The sequence below is a fragment of the Actinomadura kijaniata NBRC 14229 genome, from assembly GCF_001552175.1.
GTDB lineage: Bacteria > Actinomycetota > Actinomycetes > Streptosporangiales > Streptosporangiaceae > Spirillospora > Spirillospora kijaniata.
In genome coordinates, this window is record NZ_BCQR01000001.1 from 15,513 (window position 1) to 33,407 (window position 17,895).

A 17,895-nucleotide genomic window follows, 5' to 3' on the forward strand; every position below is an offset into this window, starting at 1 on the left:
CCGGGGCCTGGACAATCGATTCGCACTCGGTCCGCCGTGCCTGCTACTGTTCTTCCTGTCGTCAACGAAGACCCGGCCGAGGAGCCGGGGCCGACGGACGGCATGCGCCGTTAGCTCAATTGGCAGAGCAGCGGACTCTTAATCCGCGGGTTCGGGGTTCAAGTCCCTGACGGCGCACCCGCCCTCGTCATCGGGGCCAACAGATGGCATGCGCCGTTAGCTCAATTGGCAGAGCAGCGGACTCTTAATCCGCGGGTTCGGGGTTCAAGTCCCTGACGGCGCACCGGGTGACCCCCGCCCGTTCCTCCGGGAAACGGACGGGGGTTTTCGGCTTTTCTCACAGAATGCCGCGCTCCACGAACGCCGCCCGGGTCGCCTCCGCCGCCCGCGCCCCGTACAGCCGCTGCGCCGCCGCCACCGTGGCCTGCGCCGCCGCCCGGAACGTGGTGTCGGGCGCGAACGCGAACTGCGCCTCGACGATCAGCGTGCTGGCCTGGGTGTCGCCGAGCGACCGCCGGATGTCCCACAGGGCGCGCGACCAGATCTCGCCGTCGGCGTGCACCTCGCCGACCACGTCCCGCGGGTAGCGCTTGTCCTCGTCCAGCCTCCGCAGGCAGTGGACGGGTCCCGACGAGTAGGACACCGCGTCCCAGTCGGCGACGCACGCCTCCGGCGCGGCGGTGGGACGGCCGTTCGCCCAGCTGGTGACCGTCACCGCCAGGTAGTCGCTGAACGCCTCGCCGATCGCGCCGGATTCCAGGGTGGTCCCGAAGCCGGGGACCTGGCCGTCCTGCACCGAGTGGCCGTACTCGTGCACGATCACCTCGGCGTCCTCGGCGTCGTCCACCCCGCCCTTGCCCAGGGTGATGTCGCGCTTGTTCTCGCGGAAGAACGAGTTGTCGCCGCCGTACTGGTTGATCCGCAGCTCGATGCGGCGCTGGTTGACCGGCCGCAGCTTCGACCCGAAGCCGAGGGACTGCAGGTAGTGCTGGGCCTTAGTCACCCAGTGGTAGCCCATCACCTGCTCGAACTGGTCGACGTCGCGGTGGTAGGAGGGCAGGGCCCCGCCCGTCACGCGCACCGGAGCGCCGGTCTCGCTCTTGACGGTGACGTAGCGGCCGCTCAGCCCGCCCGAGCCGTCGAGGTCGGTGAGGGTGACGGTGCGGTAGGCGGGCGCGAGGGCCGGGTAGTCGGCGTCCTTGGCGTCGGTGAGCGACTGGTCGCCGAGCTGCTGGACGGGGTTGGGGGCGAAGACGGTCCCGGTGACGGTACCGCCGGAGTCCGCCGCGAACGCGGGGGTCGCCGCCAGCGGGAGCGCGGCGGCGGCGACCAGGGCGAGGGCTCGTGTCATGCGCATGCGCGGACGATATGGGGCGGCCGACCTGCTTTGAAGGTCCAATCGCCGGGGGCTTTCGCCCGGATTTCCCGATCCAATCGGGCGGACGGGGCATCTCCCCCGGGCTGCTAACCTTGAGAGGTCCCCACGGCGCGAGGCGCCCCGGGGACACGCGCCGTTAGCTCAATTGGCAGAGCAGCGGACTCTTAATCCGCGGGTTCGGGGTTCAAGTCCCTGACGGCGCACCCGCTCCGAACCGGGCATCCGCAGCATGACTGCGGATGCCCGTCGGTCGTTGCAAGGACCACCAGCCGGTGATCACTACGTTGGCAGATCATGGGCCTGCGAGGGGCCGTTGTCATGGTTCGGAGGAAACCACACCCGGGCCACGGTGTTGGTCTCCTTGCATGTGACCCGTAGGCGACGGTAGGCGTCGCCGTCGATGAAGCCCCCATAGCCGCACGTGTCGGCGTAGAGCCGATCGGAGACGATGAGCCCGAGGTCGGCGTCGGTGGCGGCGACGGCCTGTTTGAACTCGCCGGACTCCAGGAGCCGGAACAGGTGGATGAGGGGACGTCCCGCGACGCCGTGGGCGTCATGGTGGACATAGCCGGCGTGGACCGCCAACCGCAGCCGGAGCCGTGCGGCTGCGGAGACGATCCGGTTGTACCGGCGGAGTAGAACGGTCAGATGATGGGCCAGCGGATCCAGAAAATAGTCGGAGGGAACGTTGGGCGGCGCAATAATGAGAACGCCGTCGCCGCGGTCTTCCCGGTAGCAGGCCGACCACGGGATCCGGGTCATCTCGAACGCGTTGGCCGCCTGTGCGTACATCTCCCGGCGCTGGTGCAACTGGATGCAGTCGTCGCGCTCGCCGAACGAGCAGATGTCGAGCGCGACCACAGTGGCGTAGCGGATCGAAGGCTGCGCGTGGGTTCCGGAAACGGGATCGGGTTCCGGATGGAGGCGTTCGCCTTTCTTTACCAGGCGAAGACTGGGAACGGACATGACCATGGGCTCCAAGGAAGGCATCAGCGGTGTTCGGTCGGTGACCGCCGGTTCAACCGGTGCGTTCGGCAGGAACGGCGACGGATTTCACGGGCATGATGGTCCTGACGACCGGCCTTGACTTGCTCTTCGAGTTCACTCCGTTCTGATCGGGTGCGTTCTCTGTCCAGTCTCTGCCGGGGCCGCGGCGAAGCCGCCGGGAGTGAACAAGGATGCGGCCTTACCTCACAAGGAGCTACGGCAAGAGATCTTGTCGAATGCGGTGGAAGAGAACTGATGATGGCGGACAATGGCGGGCAACGCTCCCCTGGAGGCTTGAGCCGTGCCCCCACGTCCACGTCGTCTGGATCCGGCGGTGCCCGTCGAACGCTTCGCGCTCGAACTACGGGAACTTCATCGCGACGCAGGAAAACCCAAGCAACAGCTACTAGCCGCCGCGATGCACTGCAGCCACGCCACCGTTTCGGCCATCCTCAATGGTCACCGCTTCCCTTCCTGGTTCCAGACGGAAGCCTTCGTGCGTGCCTGCAGGGGGGACGTCGACGCGTGGCGGTACAAGTGGACGGAAACCGATAGGGAGATCAACGCCGATCTCCCCGTGCCCGGCGCGGGTGACGTTCCAGCGACTTCGCGTCCGGCCGTTCGCCACCTGACTGGGCGTGAGTTCTACCTGACTCTGGCCGCAGAGGTCCGCCGAACCGAACACCGCATCTTGACCACCTACATTCGGACGACGCCTCCGCACTACTTCGCGGGGTTCACCGACCAGGAGACCGGTCGGGCCGCGAACGAGTACTTCAACGCGATCCTCTCTTGGGCCGCCCTATCGGAATCTCATTCGGTTCGTCGGCTCGTCTGCCTACCCAACGCCGAAATGCTCGACTGGGGCCAGGAGGTCCGCCGCCACACCCAGAAGATTCCCGGCTACGAGGTGCGTGTATTGGACTGGCAGATAAACACTGATCCAGTCAATATCGCCATCTTCGACGATACGTCGGTTTTCCTCGCTTTCGACGCCGGGGCGTCCCCGCGGATGGGTGGGTTCAGAATCGATGACCAGGAGTTCGCGCGCGGCGCCATCGGCTATTTCAGCCGCCTGTGGTCCAGTGGGATCCGCCTGGCCGACCACCTGGCCTCACTGTCCGGCTGATCGGATCATCGAATCAGGGCCCCGCCGCCCCTGAACCCTCCCCTGATTTGCGTCGCCACTGCGCCGACATCCCCGGTGCGGCTTCGCTCGTTTCGGACGGTACGAGCCGAACGGGTGGGAACGCCTGCCGGAGGCGATCCTTGACCTGTTCCCGGATCTCCGCCGGTCCGTGTCCGATGGCGGGGTCGACACAGCACTCACGGAGGACCGGGTGGCTGCGGGGCTCCCGGAACATCAGCACGGTCAGGACGCAGATCGGCCAGATCAGGCGGAACGCGTCCTCGGGGCGACGCCGGCGCCGTCCACCTGGTGATCAGCGACGACGGGCACGGCGCTCCGGCGCCGCCCGGCCACGGGCTGACCGGCATGCGCGAACGGGTGGACCTGCTCGGCGGCGCGTTCGAGGCGGGCCCCGCCGGGACCGGCTGGCGGCTGTCGGCCGAGCTGCCGCGGGCGGGGGCGCGGCCGTGATCCGCGTCCTGGTCGCCGACGACCAGCACCTGGTCCGGGCGGGCCTGCGCGTGCTCTGCGAGTCGGCCGCCGACATGGCGGTCGCCGGGGAGGCCGCCGACGGGCGCGAGGCGGTGGCGCTGGCCGGGCGGCTGCTCCCCGACGTGGTGCTGATGGACCTGCGGATGCCCGTCCTGGACGGCGCCGCCGCCACCGAGCGCATCCTGGCGGCCCGCCCCGCGACCCGGGTGCTGGCGCTCACCACCTTCGGCGACGACGACCATCTCTATCCGGCGCTGGCCGCCGGGGCCTGCGGGTTCCTGCTCAAGAGCGCGCCGCCGGGCGAGCTGCTGGACGCCGTGCGCCGCGCCGCCGCGGGCGGGACGCCGTTCAGCCAGGAGGTCCTCGGCCGCCTGGTCGAACGGGCCGTCAGCGTCCGCCCCGAGGCCGACCCCGGCGACCTCACGCCACGCGAGCGCCAGGTCCTGGTCCTGGTCGCCGCCGGGCTGACCAACCAGGAGATCGCCGCCCGGCTCCACCTCGGCGTGACCACGGTCAAGACCCACGTCGCCGCGCTGCTCGCCAAGACCGGCTGCCCCAACCGCATCCGCCTGGCCGTCTTCGCCGTCCGCGCGGGCCTGGGCCCGGGCGACTCCCCGTCACCCCGGCCCCCGGGCCGTTGAGGGAGCGTCGCGCCGACCGGGCGAGGCCCCTCGTTGTTCACTTGCCTTTGATACACAGCAGGGGTTTCTCACGTACCGAGGTGGAGTGGGCGATGCGGGCCCGCCGGTGTGGGGTGGGTGATGGCGGGGCGGGTGGTGGTGGCGTTCGCGGTGGTCGTGCTGCTCGGTCAGATGGCGGCCGGGATGGTCACGGCGGCGCTGCGGCAGACGCCGACCGTCGACGAGCCGGTGTACGTGGCCGCCGCCGTCGTCTACCAGCGGCAGCACGACCTGCGTTACAACCCCGAGCATCCGCCGCTGGGCAAGCTGGTCGTGGGGGCCGGGGTGGCGTTCGCCGATCCGCGGTTCGATCCCGCGTTCGCCGGCTCCCAGTACAGGGCCGGGCGGCACCTGCTGTACGGGGCGGGCAACGACCCCTGGCGGCTGATGCTGTGGGCGCGGCTGCCGGTGATCGTGCTGACGCTGCTGTTCGGGCTGGTGGTCTTCGCGTTCGCGCGGGATCTGGCCGGCACGGCGGGCGGGCTGGCGGCGCTCGGGCTGTACGCGTTCTCGCCGGACGTCATCGCGCACGGGTCGCTGGCGACGCTCGACGTCCCGGCCGCCGGGTTCCTGCTGACGGCGGTCTGGCTGGTGTGGCTGGCGCGGCGGCGGCCGGGGCTGTGCCTCCCGCTCGCCGGGGTGGCGCTCGGCGCGGCGATGGCGACCAAGATGAACGCTGTCGCGGCGGTCCCGGTGGTCTGCGGGCTGGTGGTCGCCTCGGTCCGGAACGCGCGGCGGACGCGGCGGCTCGCGGCCGGCCTGCTGGCGGCGGCCGGGGTGGCGGTGACGGCGGCTGTCGTCGTGTGGGTCTGCTATCTGGCCGTCGATCCCCGGTTGCGCTGGACGCCGCCGGGCGGCGTGCCGGACGTCGGGGGCCTGCGCGGGCTGCTCGTCGACGCGCTGCCGCTCCCCCGGCCGTACCGGGACGGGATGCGGATGCAGTTCGCGTTCGACCGGTACGGGTTCGACTACGCCAGCCGGGTGGAGGGGTTCCTGTTCGGGCGCCGCTACGCGGGTTCGCTCTGGTACTACCTGCCCGCGGCGCTGCTGGTGAAGACGCCGCTCGGCGCGCTCGCGCTGTGGGCGGCCGGCGCCGTCGTGATGGTGGCGCGGCTGCGCGCCGCGGCGGTGTACGTGCTCGTTCCCGCCGCCGTGCTGACGGGCGTGGCGATGACCGGGTCCCGCGACCTCGGCGTCCGGTACGTGGTCTTCGTTCCGATGTTCCTGGCGGTGGCGGGGGCGTGCGTGTTCCTCGTCCGGCGGCGGTGGGCGCGGGTCGCGGGGGCGGCGGCGCTGGCGTTCGTCGCGGTCAGCTCGCTGCGGACGTTCCCGTACTACCTGCCGTACTCCAACGAGGCGTTCGGCGGTCCCGCGCGAACCCACCGGCACCTGCACGACTCCAACGTCGACTGGGGGCAGGACCTGGGCAGGCTCGCCGACCACCTGCGGGAACGCCATCCGGGTGAGCGGGTGTGGCTGCTGTACAAGGGCAGCGGCGTCCCCGAGCACTACGGGATCAGGGCGTCCGATCCGCTCGCGGTGCCGCCCGAGCGGGTCCGGGGCGTGCTCGCGGTGTCCAACAGCCGGATCGCCAAGGCCGACCGGCGGTTGCGCGCCCTGCTGGCCACCAGCCGGCCGGTCGGGACCGTCGGGCACTCGATCACGGTCTACCGCCGGGACTGAGCCGTGCCCTCGGCGGAGAGGCGCAGGCCCGCGACGATGTGGCCGATGACCTCGCCGTACTCGGCGCGGACGCGGGCCTTGTCGGCCTCGGGGGCCGCCGCCAGGGCCATGCCCGCCGCGCCGAGGACGTGGAACAGGACGCGCGACGCCGCCTCCAGCGGCATCTCCGGCAGGCCGCCCGCGGCCATCAGCTCGCCCACGAGTTCCTCGACCAGGCCGTAGCCGTACTTCTCCTCGCACTCGTTCCACCGCTCCCAGCCGAGCGCGATGGGGGCCTGCTGCCAGACGATCCGCCCGTAGACCGGGTCGCAGCACTGGTCGAGGAACTTCTCCTGCGCCGCGAGCGCGGCGGCCCAGGGGTCGGAGTGGGCGTCGGCGGCCTCGGCGGTCTGGCGGACCGCGTCCTCCTCCAGGCGTTCGAACACGGCCTGGAACAGGGCGGTCTTGTTGGCGAAGTGGTGGTAGACCGCACCGCGCGTGGCGCGGATGTCGGAGGCGACGTCCTCCAGGGAGGTCCCGGCGAACCCGTGTTCGGCGAACCGGCGGGTGGCCGCGTCCAGCAGCGCCGTCCGGGTCTCCTCGGAGTACTGCTCGCGTCGGCTCTTCACGGTCGGCATGCCGAAACCATACGACAAGCACAGCGTAGGTCACATACGCGCCGTACGCGCATGCCCTGCGCAAACGCGTCCGAGTGACGTAGGCCACCTTGACGGCCCGGCGGCGGCCGACATAGGAACGGAGACATACACAGCGTATGTTTCCAACACCAAGTAGGTGCCCACAATGTCGTGGAACAGCACGCACCACTCCTTGGTCCGGGACGTCCTCGACGAGGTCGCCCGCACCGGGGTCCCGGAGGTCCCGGGCGGACGGCGGGCCGAGATCGACGCCGCGTTCGGCGGGCTCGGCGCCTTCCTGCTGGAGGTCCAGCGCCGCTGGTACCGGGCGTTCGACACGCGGCTGGACGCGTTGCTGGAGAACCGGCCCGAGGACATCGACTCCGCGCTGGCCGCCCTGTGGCACGGCCTGGCCGCCGACACCCCCGGCGAGCGCCTGCTGCTGGACGCGCACCTCGACCACCCCGCGCTGGCGGAGCTGCACCTCCGCCACCGCCGCATGCTGCACTGGGCGACCGGCGTCCATCTGGACCTGCTCCCGGCCGCTCCCCCGCCCGGCGTCCCGACCGGTGACGCGCTCTGGACCCGCCCGGCCACCCGCCGCGGGACCACCGCGTCCGTCCCGCCGCGCCGCGCCGCGAGCAGGCGCCGGCGGTGCCCCGCGTTCTTCCGGCCCCGCCCGGCCACCCCCTGAACCCCTCCCCCGACCTTCCGACACCCCGGAGGCATCTCATGACCGAGACGGAACTGCTGTTCAACCCGTTCGAGCCCGGCTACACCGACGACCCCTACCCCACCTACCGGCGGATGCGGGAGACCGACCCGGTCCACGACCACCCGTTCGGGCTGTGGATGGTCACCCGGTACGAGGACGCGGTGACCGTGCTGCGCTCCAAGCTGTCGGTGGAGGAGAGGCTGGTCAACGCGGGCATGCTGCGCGATCAGTACGACGCGATCGACAGCGACACCGGCGCGGGCACCATCCTCAGCCTGTCCATGCTGGACCGCGACCCGCCCGACCACACCCGGCTGCGCTCGCTGGTGGCCAAGGTGTTCACGCCGCGCTCGGTCGGGGCGCTGGAGCCCCAGGTCGCCGAGCTGGTGGACGAGGGGCTGGACCGGATCGCGGCCGACGGGGGCGGCGACCTGGTGGAGTCGCTGGCGTTCCCGCTGCCGTTCGAGGTGATCTCGCGGATGCTGGGCCTGCCGCCGACCGACCACCTGCGCATCCGGGAGCTCAGCGGGTGGCTGGTGCGCTCGCTGGAGCCGGTGCCCGACGACGAGACGCTGGCGCGGGTCATCGCGGCGGGCGACGAGCTCGCCGAGATCGCCCGGGACCTCATCGCCTACAAGCGCGAGCACCCGGGCGACGACCTGCTCACCGCGATGATCGCCGCCGAGGAGGACGGCGACCGGCTCAGCGACGACGAGCTGGTCGCGCAGCTGGTGCTGCTGTACGTGGCCGGGCACGAGACGACCGTGAACCTGATCGCCAACGGCACCGTCGCGCTGCTGGGCAACCCCGACCAGCTCGCCCTGCTGCGCGAGCGCCCCGAGCTGGCGGCCAACGCGGTGGAGGAGTTCCTGCGCTACGACAGCCCGGTCCAGCAGACCCGCCGCGTCACCACCGCGCCGTTCGAGCTGGGCGGCAAGGTGATCCCGGAGGGCTCGTTCGTGTCGGTGGTGCTGGCGTCGGCCAACCGGGACGAGGCGTTCTGGGGCTCCGACGCCGACCGGCTGCGGATCGACCGGGACAACGCCCGCCAGCACGTGTCGTTCGGCTCCGGGGTCCACCACTGCCTGGGCGCGGCGCTGGCCCGGCTGGAGGGGCGGGTGGCGTTCGAACGCCTGGTGACCCGCTTCCCCGGCCTCGCCCCCGGCGGCGAGGTGCGGTGGAACGGCCGGATCAACCTGCGCGGCCCCGCCGAGCTCCCGATCACGGTGTAGCGGCACGGCGGCGAGGCGGCGGGCGCGACGCGCACCCGCCGCCTCGCCATTTTTCTGACCTATCCCCTTTCGCCCCATTGTCAGCGGGTTTCCGGCGCGCGAGGATCGCAACGCGAAGGATCTTCAGGTTGGAGAGGGGCGGCGGGTGACCTATCTGGCCGGGCGCGGGATCGCGGACGTCACGGGCGAGGCCGCCGAGTGCGGGATGCTCGGTTACGGCATGAAGTGGCAGGTCAGCGACGGGATCCACACCCGGCTGCGGGCGCGGGCCTTCGCGTTCGAACGCCAGGGGGACCGGGCGCTGCTGGTGGTGTGCGACCTGCCGCTGATGTTCGACTCGGTCGTGCGGGCGGTGCTGCCGCGCCTGCCGGACGGCTACGACGAGACCAACGTCATGATCACCGCGACGCACACCCACTGCGGCCCCGGCGGCTACGCCAGGCACGCCCTGTACAACTCCACCGCCGGCGGCTTCCGGGACAGGACGTTCGGCGCGATCGTGGACGGGATCGTGGAGGCCGCCACGCGCGCGCACGAGGACCTGGCCCCGGCGCGGCTGCTGCTCGGGCACGGCGAGCTGCGGGACGCCAGCGTCAACCGGTCCCGCCGGGCGTTCGACCGCAACCCCGCCGCGGACCGCGCGTTCTTCCCCGACGCGATCGACCCGCAGGTCACGGTGCTGCGGATCGAACGCGAGGGCCGCCTCGTCGGCGCGGTCTGCTGGTTCGCCACCCACAACACGAGCCTCACCAACCGCAACACCCTGATCTCCGGCGACAACAAGGGCTACGCCGCCTACCACTGGGAACGCCTCGTCGAGGGCGTGGACTACCTGGACGGGCCGGGCTTCGTGGCGGCGTTCCCGCAGACCAACGCCGGGGACATGTCCCCCAACCTGTGGCTGGCCGAGGGCCGGGGCCCCACCGACGACCAGTGGACCAACGCCCGCCTGATCGGCGAACGCCAGTACCGGGCCGCGACCGCCGTCCGCTGCGCGGAGATCGACGGCCCGATCGACGCGCGGCTCACCCACGTGGACATGGGGAACGTGCTGGTCCGCCCGGAGTTCACCGGCGACGGGAGGCCGCACCGCACCGGCCGTCCGGTCGCCGGGGCGTCCGCCTGGGCGGGGGCCGGGGTGGACGGACCGGCGTTCAAGGGGTTCCGGGAGGGCCGCAACCCGGTGTGGGACGCGCTGTCCCACTGCCTGGTCTACCCCCTGGCACCGCGGCTGCGCGACGCGCAGTACCCCAAGGCCGTCACGCTTCCCGCCGGGGTCGCCAACCGGTTCCGGCCGATGGTCGCCGAACGGTTCGCGTTCCAGCTGCTGCGGATCGGCCCGCTGTACCTGGTCGGGATCCCCGGCGAGGTGACGATCGTGGCGGGCCTGCGGCTGCGCCGCGCCGTCGCGGGGATCGTCGGCGCGGAGCTGGAGAACGTGCTGGTCGCGGGCTACAGCAACGGCTACATGCACTACACGACCACGCCCGAGGAGTACGACGCGCGCGAGTACGAGGGCGGCAGCACGCTGTTCGGCCGCTGGCAGCTCCCGGCGCTGTGCCAGATCGGCGCGGGGCTGGCCACGGCCATGCGCGACGGCGCGCCGGTGGGGCGCGGCACGCCCGAGCCGGAGCCGCCGGCGCGCCGCGCCCGGCACACGATCCCGCCGGACCGGCCGCACCCGCGGCGCGCGTTCGGGGACGTGCTGTCGGTGGGCCGCGACGACCGGACGGTGACCGCCCGGTTCGTGGGCGCGCACCCCGGCAACGACCTGCGGCGGGGCGGCACCTACCTGGCGGTGGAGCGCCGGGACGGCGACGCCTGGACGCGGGTGGCCGACGACGGCGACTGGTGCACGACGTTCCGCTGGGCGCGCACCGGCGACGCCGGGTCCACCGTGACGATCACCTGGGACGTTCCCGGGGACGCCCCGGCCGGGACGTACCGGATCCGCTACCTGGGCGACACCCCGGACGGGCCGTTCACCGGCGCGACCGACCCGTTCGAGATCCCCTGACCCCTCCGGGAGGACACCCCATGCCCCATATCGTGATCACCGGCTGCGGGTCCGGCTTCGGCCGCCTGTCGGCGCTGGACCTGGCCCGGCGCGGGCACCGGGTCTTCGCGACCCTGCGCGACCCGGACCGCTCCGACCTGGCCGGGATCGCCGAACGGGAGGGGCTGCGGCTGACGGCGCACCGCCTGGACGTCACCGATCCCGGCTCGGTCGCCCGCGCGATGGCGGAGATCGGCGACCGGGTCGACGTGCTGGTCAACAACGCCGGGTACGCCCAGCGCGGCCCGCTGGAGACGCTGTCGGACGCCGAGATCGCCGCCCAGTTCGACACCAACGTCACCGGCGTGCTGCGCATGGTGCGGGCCGTGGTGCCGGGGATGCGGCGGCGGGGCGGCGGCCGGATCGTCAACGTCTCCTCCTCGTCCGGCCTGTTCGCCGCGCCCTACGAGGGGCTCTACAGCGCCAGCAAGCACGCGGTGGAGGCGCTGTCGCAGGTGCTGAGCTTCGAGCTGGCCGGGGCGGGCATCGGGGTGCGGCTGGTGGAGCCGGGGGCGTTCGAGACGGGGTTCGTCGCGAACGCCCCGGTGGCGGAGGCGTTCGCGCCCGGCCACCCGCTGTGGGAGGAGTACCACCTGTTCTGGGAGCGGGCGGCGGGCCTGACCGGCGGCGAGCGGAACGAGCCGACGCCGGTGGTGGAGGCGATCCGCCGCGCCGCCCTCGACGACGACGCGCCGTTCCGGCAGCTGGTCGGCGACGACGCGAGGTTCATCGTGGAGTCGCAGCGGGCGGCGGGGCTGGAGGACACCGCGCCGCTGATCCGCGAGGCGCTCGGCCTCTAGTCCGCGAGCAGCCCGGTGAGGTGGGCGGCGTACTCGGCGGGGTGCTCGCCGAAGCCGCCGTGGCCGCCGGGGAGCGTCGTCGCCGCGACGCCCAGGCGTTCGGCGACGGCGAGCCCCGCGCGGTGCGGCGGCTCCCCGGCCGAGGCCGCGCCCACCGTCGGGACCACGCGGACGCCCTTGAGCGCGTCCAGGTCCGGGTCCTCCCGGCTGAACGGGACCGCCTCGTGCCCGACGAAGAAGTCCATGTTGCGCTCCATGCGGGCCATGGCCTCCAGGAACGCGGGGTCGGGCTCGCCTCCGGGGGCCTCCTGCCCGCCCTCCTGCCCGTCGTCCTGCCCGTCGCCGCTCATCCCCATCAGCTCGCCGAACCGCCCCATCGCCGCGCCCGCCCCGGCCTCCCGGTACACCGCCTCGACCTCGGCGAACCCGGCGCGGAAGTCGGCGGCGTCCGGCAGCAGCCCGAACGCGGGCGGCTCGTGCGCGACCAGGGCGCGCACCCGCTCGGGGTGGCGGGCGGCCAGTTCCATGCCGATCAGCGCGCCGGAGCTGACGCCGAACACGTGGGCGGGCTCGTCGGTGACGGCCGCCAGGATCCGGTACGCGTCGTCGGCGTGCAGCGCGATCGTCTGCGGCTCGTCGGGGTCGGCGAGGGGGCTGCGGGAGTTGCCGCGCCGGTCGTAGCGGACGACGGTGAACCGGTCGGCCAGCCGCGCGGCCAGCGGGAGGTAGGCGTCGGCGTCGAAGATCCCGCCGCAGATCATCAGCAGGACGGGGCCGGTGCCCTGGACCTCGTGGTGGAGGGTGGCGCCGGGGACGTTCAGGGTGCTCATGAGGGGTCGCTTTCGTTGAGCCGGGCCGCGCGGGTCTCCAGGTAGCGGCGTTCGGGAAGGCTGGTGGTGAGGCGCGCGGCGCGGCGGTAGGCGTCGCGCGCGGCGGAGCGGTCGCCGTCGCGTTCCAGCAGGTGGGCGCGGACGGCGGTCAGGCGGTGGTGGTCGGTGAGCCGGCCGTCGGCCTCCAGCCCGTCCAGGATCTCCAGGCCCGCGCGGGGCCCGTGGACCATGGCGGTGGCGACGGCCTCGTTGAGGGTGACCATCGGGTTCGGCGCCAGGTGGGACAGCAGCCGGTACAGGGCGAGGATCTGCGGCCAGTCGGTGTCGGCGTCGCCCGCGGCCTCGGCGTGCACGGCGGCGATGGCGGCCTGCACCTGGTAGAGGCCGGGCGGCGACCAGGTGAGCGCGTCGGTGACGAGAGCGACGCCCTCCTCGATCTCCGCGCGGTCCCACCGGGAACGGTCCTGCTCGGCCAGCGGCACCAGCAGCCCGTCCGGCCCGGTGCGGGCGGCGCGGCGGGCGTCGGTCAGCAGCATCAGCGCCAGCAGCCCCGTCACCTCCCCGTTGCCGGGCAGCAGCGCGCGCAGGGCCCGGGTGAGCCGGATCGCCTCGGCGGTCAGGTCGGCGCGCCGCAGGTCGGGGCCGCTGGAGGCGGTGTAGCCCTCGTTGAAGATCAGGTAGAGGACGTGCAGCACCACCCCGAGCCGCCGCGCCCGCTCCCCCGGCGGGGGCGGCTCGAACCGCGCCCCGGCCTTCCGGATGGTCGCCTTGGCGCGGCTGATGCGCTGGGCCATGGTCGCCTCGGGCACCAGGAACGCCCGCGCGATCTCGGCGGTGGTGAGGCCCCCGACGGCCCGCAGCGTCAACGCGACCTGCGACGGCTCCGACAGCGCCGGATGGCAGCACAGGAACAGCAGCGTCAGCGTGTCGTCCCGCCCGGACGGCTCCTCGTCCGGCGCGGGCGCGACCCGCTCCTCCTCGACCGCGACGGCGGCCTCCCGGTCGCGCCGCGCGTGCTCGCTGCGCCACAGGTCGGTGAGCCGCCGCGTCGCGACCGTCAGCAGCCACCCGCGCGGGCTGTCCGGAACGCCCTCCTCGGGCCACTGGACGGCCGCCGCGAGCAGCGCCTCCTGCACGGCGTCCTCGCAGGCGTCGAACTGCCCGTGCCGCCGCACCAGCGTCCCGAGGACCTGCGGCGCGAGCGCGCGCAGCAGGTCCTCGGGAACGGCCGGCGTCGTCACATCTCCGTCCCGGACCCGCCCATGAACGGACGGATCTCCATCACGCCGCCGTAGCGCACGTCCGGCCAGCGGGCGGCGATCTCGGCGGCGCGGTCGGCGGAGCAGTCCACCGCGACGTACCCGGCGAACACCTCCTTGGACTCCAGGAACGGCCCGTCGGTCACGGCGGGGGCCCCGTCGCCCATCCGCACGGTGCGGGTGTGCGAGGGGTGGGCCAGCGCCTCCCCGCCGACCAGCTCCCCGGCCTCGGTGAGCTCGCGCATGATCTCGTCGACCTCGCCGAACAGCGCGGTCCGCTCCTCCTCCGACAGCTCGTCCACGAACCCGGGCCGGTTGTAGATCAGCAGCATGTACTTCACGGTCGGTTCCCCTGTCCCGGCGCCCCCTGCGGGCGCCCTTCACCCTTCGGTCGGAGCCGGGACCCCGTCCTCGACATCCCGCCCGAAGAACTTCGGAGAATTCTCTCCCTACAGCTCCGGGAGGACGCGCGGCGGGGTGAGGGGCAGGGTGCGGAAGCGGACGCCGGTCGCGTGGTGGACCGCGTTGGTGATCGCCGCCGCCGCGCCCACGATGCCGATCTCGCCGATGCCCTTGGTGCCCATCGGGTTGACGTGCGGGTCGTGCTCGTCGAGCCAGACCGCGTCCAGGTCGCGGACGTCGGCGTTGGCCGGGATGTGGTACTGGGCCAGGTCGGCGGTCAGATGGTCGCCGAACGCCTCGTCCAGCACGCTCTCCTCCATCAGCGCCATCCCCAACCCCATGATCATTCCGCCGAGGAACTGGGAGCGGGCGGCCTTGGCGTTGACGATGCGGCCGGTCGCGAACACGCCCAGCATCCGGGGGACGCGGATCTCGCCGGTGTCGACGTCCACCTCGACCTCCGCGAAGTGCGCGCCGAACGAGTGCCGCGCGTACTCGTCGCCCTGCCCCTTCACCTCCTCGGTGGTGTCGGCCGCCGCCTCGACGCCCTCGGGCGGGACGTGCCCGTTCAGCTTGGACAGCAGCGCCTCGCACGCGCGCACCACGGCCGTGCCCCAGCCCGCGGTGCCCGCCGAGCCCCCGGCCAGGCCGGCGCGCGGCAGGTCGCTGTCGCCGATCTCGACGGTGACCTGGGCGGGGTCGGCCTTCAGCGTCTCGGCGGCGATCAGTCCCAGCGCCGTCCGCGCGCCGGTGCCCAGGTCGATCGCGGCGATGCGGACGGTGTAGCTGCCGTCGGCGTTCGCGCGGGCGGTGGCCTGGGCGGGGCTGCGCAGCACCGGGTAGGTCGCCGCCGCCACGCCCGTGCCGACGAGCCTGCGGCCGACGCGCCGCACGCCGGGCGTCGGGTCGCGGTCGGACCAGCCGAACCGCGCCGCGCCCTCGCGCAGGCACGCCACCAGGTTCCGGGAGGAGAACGGCCGGCCGTCCTCGGGGTGCCCGTCCGGCTCGTTGCGGACGCGCAGCTCGATCGGGTCGAGGCCGAGGACGACCGCCAGCTCGTCCATCGCCGACTCCAGCGCGAACATCCCCGGCGCGTCGCCCGGCGCCCGCATCCACGACGTGGACGGGACGTCGAGCCTGGTCAGGTGGTAGGCGGTGCGGCGGTTCGGGGCCCGGTACATCACGCGGGTGGGCGTGGTGCTCTCCTCGGCGAACTCCCGGACCGTGGAGGACTGCTCGAACGACTCGTGGATGATCGTGGTGAGGCGGCCGTCCTCCGCCGCGCCCAGCCGGACGCGCTGGACCGTGGGGCTGCGGTAGCCGGTCAGCGCGTACATCTGGCGGCGCGTGAACGCCAGCTTCACCGGACGGCCGACGGCGCGGGCGGCCATCGCGGCGAGCACGACGTTGGGGCGGGGCGTGCCCTTGGAGCCGAAGCCGCCGCCGATGTGCGGGGAGATCACCCGGACCCGCGCCGGGTCCAGCTCGAACACCTTGGCGAGGGTGGAGCGGACCGTGGAGGGGCCCTGGTTGGAGTCGTGGACGGTGAGGGCGTCGCCGTCCCAGGCCGCGAGGGTGGCGTGCGGCTCCATGGGGTTGTTGTGCTCGGCGGGCGTGGTGAAGGTGCAGTCGATCCGCACCGGCGCGGCCCGGAACGCGTCCTCCGGATCGCCCTGCCGCGCCTGCCAGGGGCCGTCCTCGGCCTCGTCGGGCGTGTAGCGGCCGGGGTGGTCGGGGGTCAGGCGCACGTCGTGCCGCCTGGCCGCGTAGGTGACCCGGACCAGGCGGGCGGCCTCGCGGGCCGTCTCCAGGGTCTCGGCGACGACGGCCGCGACGATCTGGCCCCGGTAGGACACCTTCCGGCCCTGCAGGACCGCCAGCTCGCCGTCGCTGACCGGGGCCAGCTCGGGGGCGTTGTCGGGGGTCAGCACGGTCAGCACGCCGGGCAGCGCCTCGGCGTCCGCGGTGTCGAACGCGGTGATCTCGCCCTTGGCGACCGTGGACTGCACGACCCACGCGTACGCGGCGCCCGGCACGGGGTGCTCGACGGCGTACCGGGCCTCGCCGGTGACCTTCTCGCGGCCCTCGACACGGCTTCGCGAGCCGATGGCGTTCATGCGCGCTCCCCCAGTTCCAGCAGGGTCCGGACGATCAGGTTGCGGGCCAGGCGCAGCTTGTAGGCGTTGTCGCGCAGCGGGTGCGCGGCGGCCAGCTCCTGGTCGGCGGCGCCGGCCAGGTTCTCCCGGGTGAGGGGGCGGCCGCGCAGGTGGTCCTCGGCGCGGCGGGCGCGCCAGGGCCGGTGGGCGACCCCGCCGAGCGCGATGCGGCAGTCCCGGACCACGCCGTCGCGGACGTCGGCCGCGGCGGCGATCGACACCAGCGCGAACGCGAACGACGCGCGTTCGCGGACCTTCCGGTAGCGGGACGGCATCGCCAGCGGCGGGACCTCGACGGCGGTGACGAGCTCGCCCGGTTCCAGGGTGGTGTCGCGCTCGGGGTGGGAGCCGGGCAGGCGGTAGAAGTCGGCCAGCGGGATCGCGCGCTCGCCGCCCCGGCCCCTGGTGAGGACGGTCGCGTCCAGCGCGGCCAGCGCCACCGCCATGTCCGACGGGTGCGTGGCCACGCAGGATTCCGAGTGGCCGAGGATCGCCAGGTTGTGGTGCTCGCCGTCGATGGCGGGGCAGCCGGTGCCGGGCTCGCGCTTGTTGCAGGGCTTGGTGATGTCCTGGAAGTAGGAGCAGCGGGTGCGCTGGAGGAGGTTGCCGCCGACGGTGGCCTGGTTGCGGATCTGCCCGGACGCGCCCGACAGGACCGCCTGGACGAGCATCGGGTGGTGGCGGCGGACCGCCGGATGGGCGGTCAGGTCGCTGTTGCGGACGGCCGCGCCGATGCGCAGCGCGCCGCTGGAACGTTCCTCGATCCGGTCGTGCGGCAGCCGGGTCACGTCCACGAGCCGGGCGGGCCGCTCCACGCCCAGCCGCATCAGGTCCACCAGGTTGGTGCCGCCGCCCAGGTAGCGGGTCTCCTCGTCGCACCGCGCCAGCGCCTCCTCGGCGGTCGCGGCCCGCTCGTAGGCGAACGGCCTCATGCCCGCGCCTCCTTCACGGCCGCGACGATGCCCTCGTACGCGCCGCAGCGGCACAGGTTCCCGCTCATCCGCTCGCGGATCTCCGTCTCGTCCAGGTCCGGGTCGGCGGTGAGGTCCCCGGTGACGGCGCTGGGCCAGCCCCGCGCGGCCTCCTCCAGCATCCCGGTCGCCGAGCAGAGCTGGCCGGGCGTGCAGTAGCCGCACTGGAACGCGTCGCGTTCGATGAACGCCCGTTGCAGCGGGCTGAGCGCGTCCCCGTCGGCCAGCCCCTCGACGGTCGTCACCTCCGCGCCGTCCTGCGCGACGGCCAGCGCCAGGCACGCGTTGGCGCGGCGGCCGTCCAGCAGCACCGTGCACGCGCCGCACTGACCCTGGTCGCAGCCCTTCTTCGAGCCGGTCAGGCCCAGATCCTCCCGCAGCACGTCCAGCAGGGAGGACCGCACGTCGATCCGCAGGCGATGCTCGCGGCCGTTCACGGTCAGGGTGATCGAGGTGTCCACGCCGTCCATGATCGTGGTCCTTCCCCCGTGGGCGTGAATCGAACGGC

Annotated in this window: 17 protein-coding genes and 3 tRNA genes; 11 read left to right on the forward strand and 9 right to left on the reverse strand. The window is 73.1% G+C overall.

Annotation, left to right across the window (positions count from 1 at the left end):
- The first annotated feature begins 104 nt into the window (after positions 1–104).
- Together AKI01S_RS00070 and AKI01S_RS00075 are read left to right on the forward strand one after the other, a co-directional pair.
- Positions 105–177: transfer RNA gene (locus AKI01S_RS00070), tRNA-Lys, on the forward strand.
- A 33-nt stretch (positions 178–210) separates the two neighbouring features.
- A tRNA-Lys gene (locus tag AKI01S_RS00075) sits at positions 211–283 on the forward strand.
- Between the two features lie 54 nt (positions 284–337).
- Here AKI01S_RS00075 and AKI01S_RS00080 read toward each other — a convergent pair.
- Entirely contained in the window at positions 338–1,357 is a 1,020-nt protein-coding gene (locus AKI01S_RS00080; RefSeq protein WP_218009502.1) for a M4 family metallopeptidase, read from the reverse strand.
- 151 nt (positions 1,358–1,508) lie between these two features.
- Between AKI01S_RS00080 and AKI01S_RS00085 the strand changes: the two genes are divergently transcribed.
- Positions 1,509–1,581: transfer RNA gene (locus tag AKI01S_RS00085), tRNA-Lys, on the forward strand.
- A gap of 76 nt (positions 1,582–1,657) precedes the next feature.
- Here AKI01S_RS00085 and AKI01S_RS00090 read toward each other — a convergent pair.
- The gene (locus AKI01S_RS00090; RefSeq protein ID WP_157419543.1) at positions 1,658–2,344 is read right to left on the reverse strand and encodes a hypothetical protein; all 687 of its coding nucleotides are present in this window, start codon (positions 2,342–2,344) and stop codon (positions 1,658–1,660) included.
- Between the two features lie 355 nt (positions 2,345–2,699).
- Between AKI01S_RS00090 and AKI01S_RS00095 the strand changes: the two genes are divergently transcribed.
- From AKI01S_RS00095 to AKI01S_RS00105, 4 genes are all read left to right on the forward strand, one after another.
- Complete coding sequence (locus tag AKI01S_RS00095; RefSeq protein ID WP_169813882.1) at positions 2,700–3,494, forward strand: helix-turn-helix domain-containing protein; 795 nt, start codon at positions 2,700–2,702, stop codon at positions 3,492–3,494.
- Between the two features lie 309 nt (positions 3,495–3,803).
- On the forward strand, positions 3,804–3,965 hold the full coding sequence (locus AKI01S_RS53175; RefSeq protein WP_157419547.1) for a sensor histidine kinase: 162 nt from the start codon (positions 3,804–3,806) through the stop codon (positions 3,963–3,965).
- Complete coding sequence (locus AKI01S_RS00100) at positions 3,962–4,627, forward strand: response regulator transcription factor (protein ID WP_067810685.1); 666 nt, start codon at positions 3,962–3,964, stop codon at positions 4,625–4,627. The genes AKI01S_RS53175 and AKI01S_RS00100 overlap by 4 nt, the downstream gene beginning before the upstream one ends.
- Before the next feature lie 120 nt (positions 4,628–4,747).
- Positions 4,748–6,349 (forward strand): ArnT family glycosyltransferase, encoded by a 1,602-nt coding sequence (locus AKI01S_RS00105; RefSeq protein WP_083998624.1) that lies wholly within the window; start codon positions 4,748–4,750, stop codon positions 6,347–6,349.
- Here the strand turns inward: AKI01S_RS00105 and AKI01S_RS00110 are convergent.
- Positions 6,334–6,966: a TetR family C-terminal domain-containing protein gene (locus tag AKI01S_RS00110; protein ID WP_067810687.1), complete on the reverse strand. Its 633-nt coding sequence runs from the start codon at positions 6,964–6,966 to the stop codon at positions 6,334–6,336. The genes AKI01S_RS00105 and AKI01S_RS00110 overlap by 16 nt on opposite strands.
- A 166-nt stretch (positions 6,967–7,132) precedes the next feature.
- Here AKI01S_RS00110 and AKI01S_RS00115 point away from each other — a divergent pair, with 166 nt between their 5' ends.
- From AKI01S_RS00115 to AKI01S_RS00130, 4 genes are all read left to right on the forward strand, one after another.
- Positions 7,133–7,660, forward strand: a complete 528-nt coding sequence (locus tag AKI01S_RS00115) for a hypothetical protein (RefSeq protein ID WP_067810691.1) — start codon at positions 7,133–7,135, stop codon at positions 7,658–7,660.
- Between the two features lie 38 nt (positions 7,661–7,698).
- Positions 7,699–8,913 carry a cytochrome P450 gene (locus tag AKI01S_RS00120; RefSeq protein WP_067810694.1) on the forward strand — a complete coding sequence of 405 codons (1,215 nt, stop codon included), beginning with the start codon at positions 7,699–7,701 and terminating at the stop codon, positions 8,911–8,913.
- Positions 8,914–9,058: 145 nt separating this feature from the next.
- Positions 9,059–10,930 carry a neutral/alkaline non-lysosomal ceramidase N-terminal domain-containing protein gene (locus AKI01S_RS00125; protein ID WP_067810697.1) on the forward strand — a complete coding sequence of 624 codons (1,872 nt, stop codon included), beginning with the start codon at positions 9,059–9,061 and terminating at the stop codon, positions 10,928–10,930.
- 20 nt (positions 10,931–10,950) lie between these two features.
- Positions 10,951–11,769 carry an SDR family oxidoreductase gene (locus AKI01S_RS00130; protein ID WP_067810700.1) on the forward strand — a complete coding sequence of 273 codons (819 nt, stop codon included), beginning with the start codon at positions 10,951–10,953 and terminating at the stop codon, positions 11,767–11,769.
- Here AKI01S_RS00130 and AKI01S_RS00135 read toward each other — a convergent pair.
- The 6 genes from AKI01S_RS00135 to AKI01S_RS00160 all read right to left on the reverse strand — a co-directional run bounded on the left by AKI01S_RS00135 (position 11,766) and on the right by AKI01S_RS00160 (position 17,857).
- Positions 11,766–12,599 (reverse strand): alpha/beta hydrolase, encoded by an 834-nt coding sequence (locus tag AKI01S_RS00135; protein ID WP_067810703.1) that lies wholly within the window; start codon positions 12,597–12,599, stop codon positions 11,766–11,768. The two genes, AKI01S_RS00130 and AKI01S_RS00135, sit on opposite strands and share 4 nt — an antisense overlap.
- Positions 12,596–13,840, reverse strand: a complete 1,245-nt coding sequence (locus tag AKI01S_RS00140; RefSeq protein WP_067810706.1) for an RNA polymerase sigma factor — start codon at positions 13,838–13,840, stop codon at positions 12,596–12,598. Before AKI01S_RS00140 ends, AKI01S_RS00135 begins: the two co-directional genes overlap by 4 nt.
- Entirely contained in the window at positions 13,837–14,190 is a 354-nt protein-coding gene (locus tag AKI01S_RS00145; protein WP_218009510.1) for a YciI family protein, read from the reverse strand. Before AKI01S_RS00145 ends, AKI01S_RS00140 begins: the two co-directional genes overlap by 4 nt.
- Before the next feature lie 117 nt (positions 14,191–14,307).
- Positions 14,308–16,377, reverse strand: coding sequence for a xanthine dehydrogenase family protein molybdopterin-binding subunit (locus tag AKI01S_RS00150; RefSeq protein WP_067810711.1), 2,070 nt, complete (start codon positions 16,375–16,377; stop codon positions 14,308–14,310).
- Positions 16,374–17,348, reverse strand: a complete 975-nt coding sequence (locus tag AKI01S_RS00155; RefSeq protein WP_067810714.1) for an FAD binding domain-containing protein — start codon at positions 17,346–17,348, stop codon at positions 16,374–16,376. The genes AKI01S_RS00150 and AKI01S_RS00155 overlap by 4 nt, the downstream gene beginning before the upstream one ends.
- Positions 17,345–17,857: a (2Fe-2S)-binding protein gene (locus AKI01S_RS00160; protein WP_174567336.1), complete on the reverse strand. Its 513-nt coding sequence runs from the start codon at positions 17,855–17,857 to the stop codon at positions 17,345–17,347. Before AKI01S_RS00160 ends, AKI01S_RS00155 begins: the two co-directional genes overlap by 4 nt.
- Between the last annotated feature and the right edge of the window lie 38 nt (positions 17,858–17,895).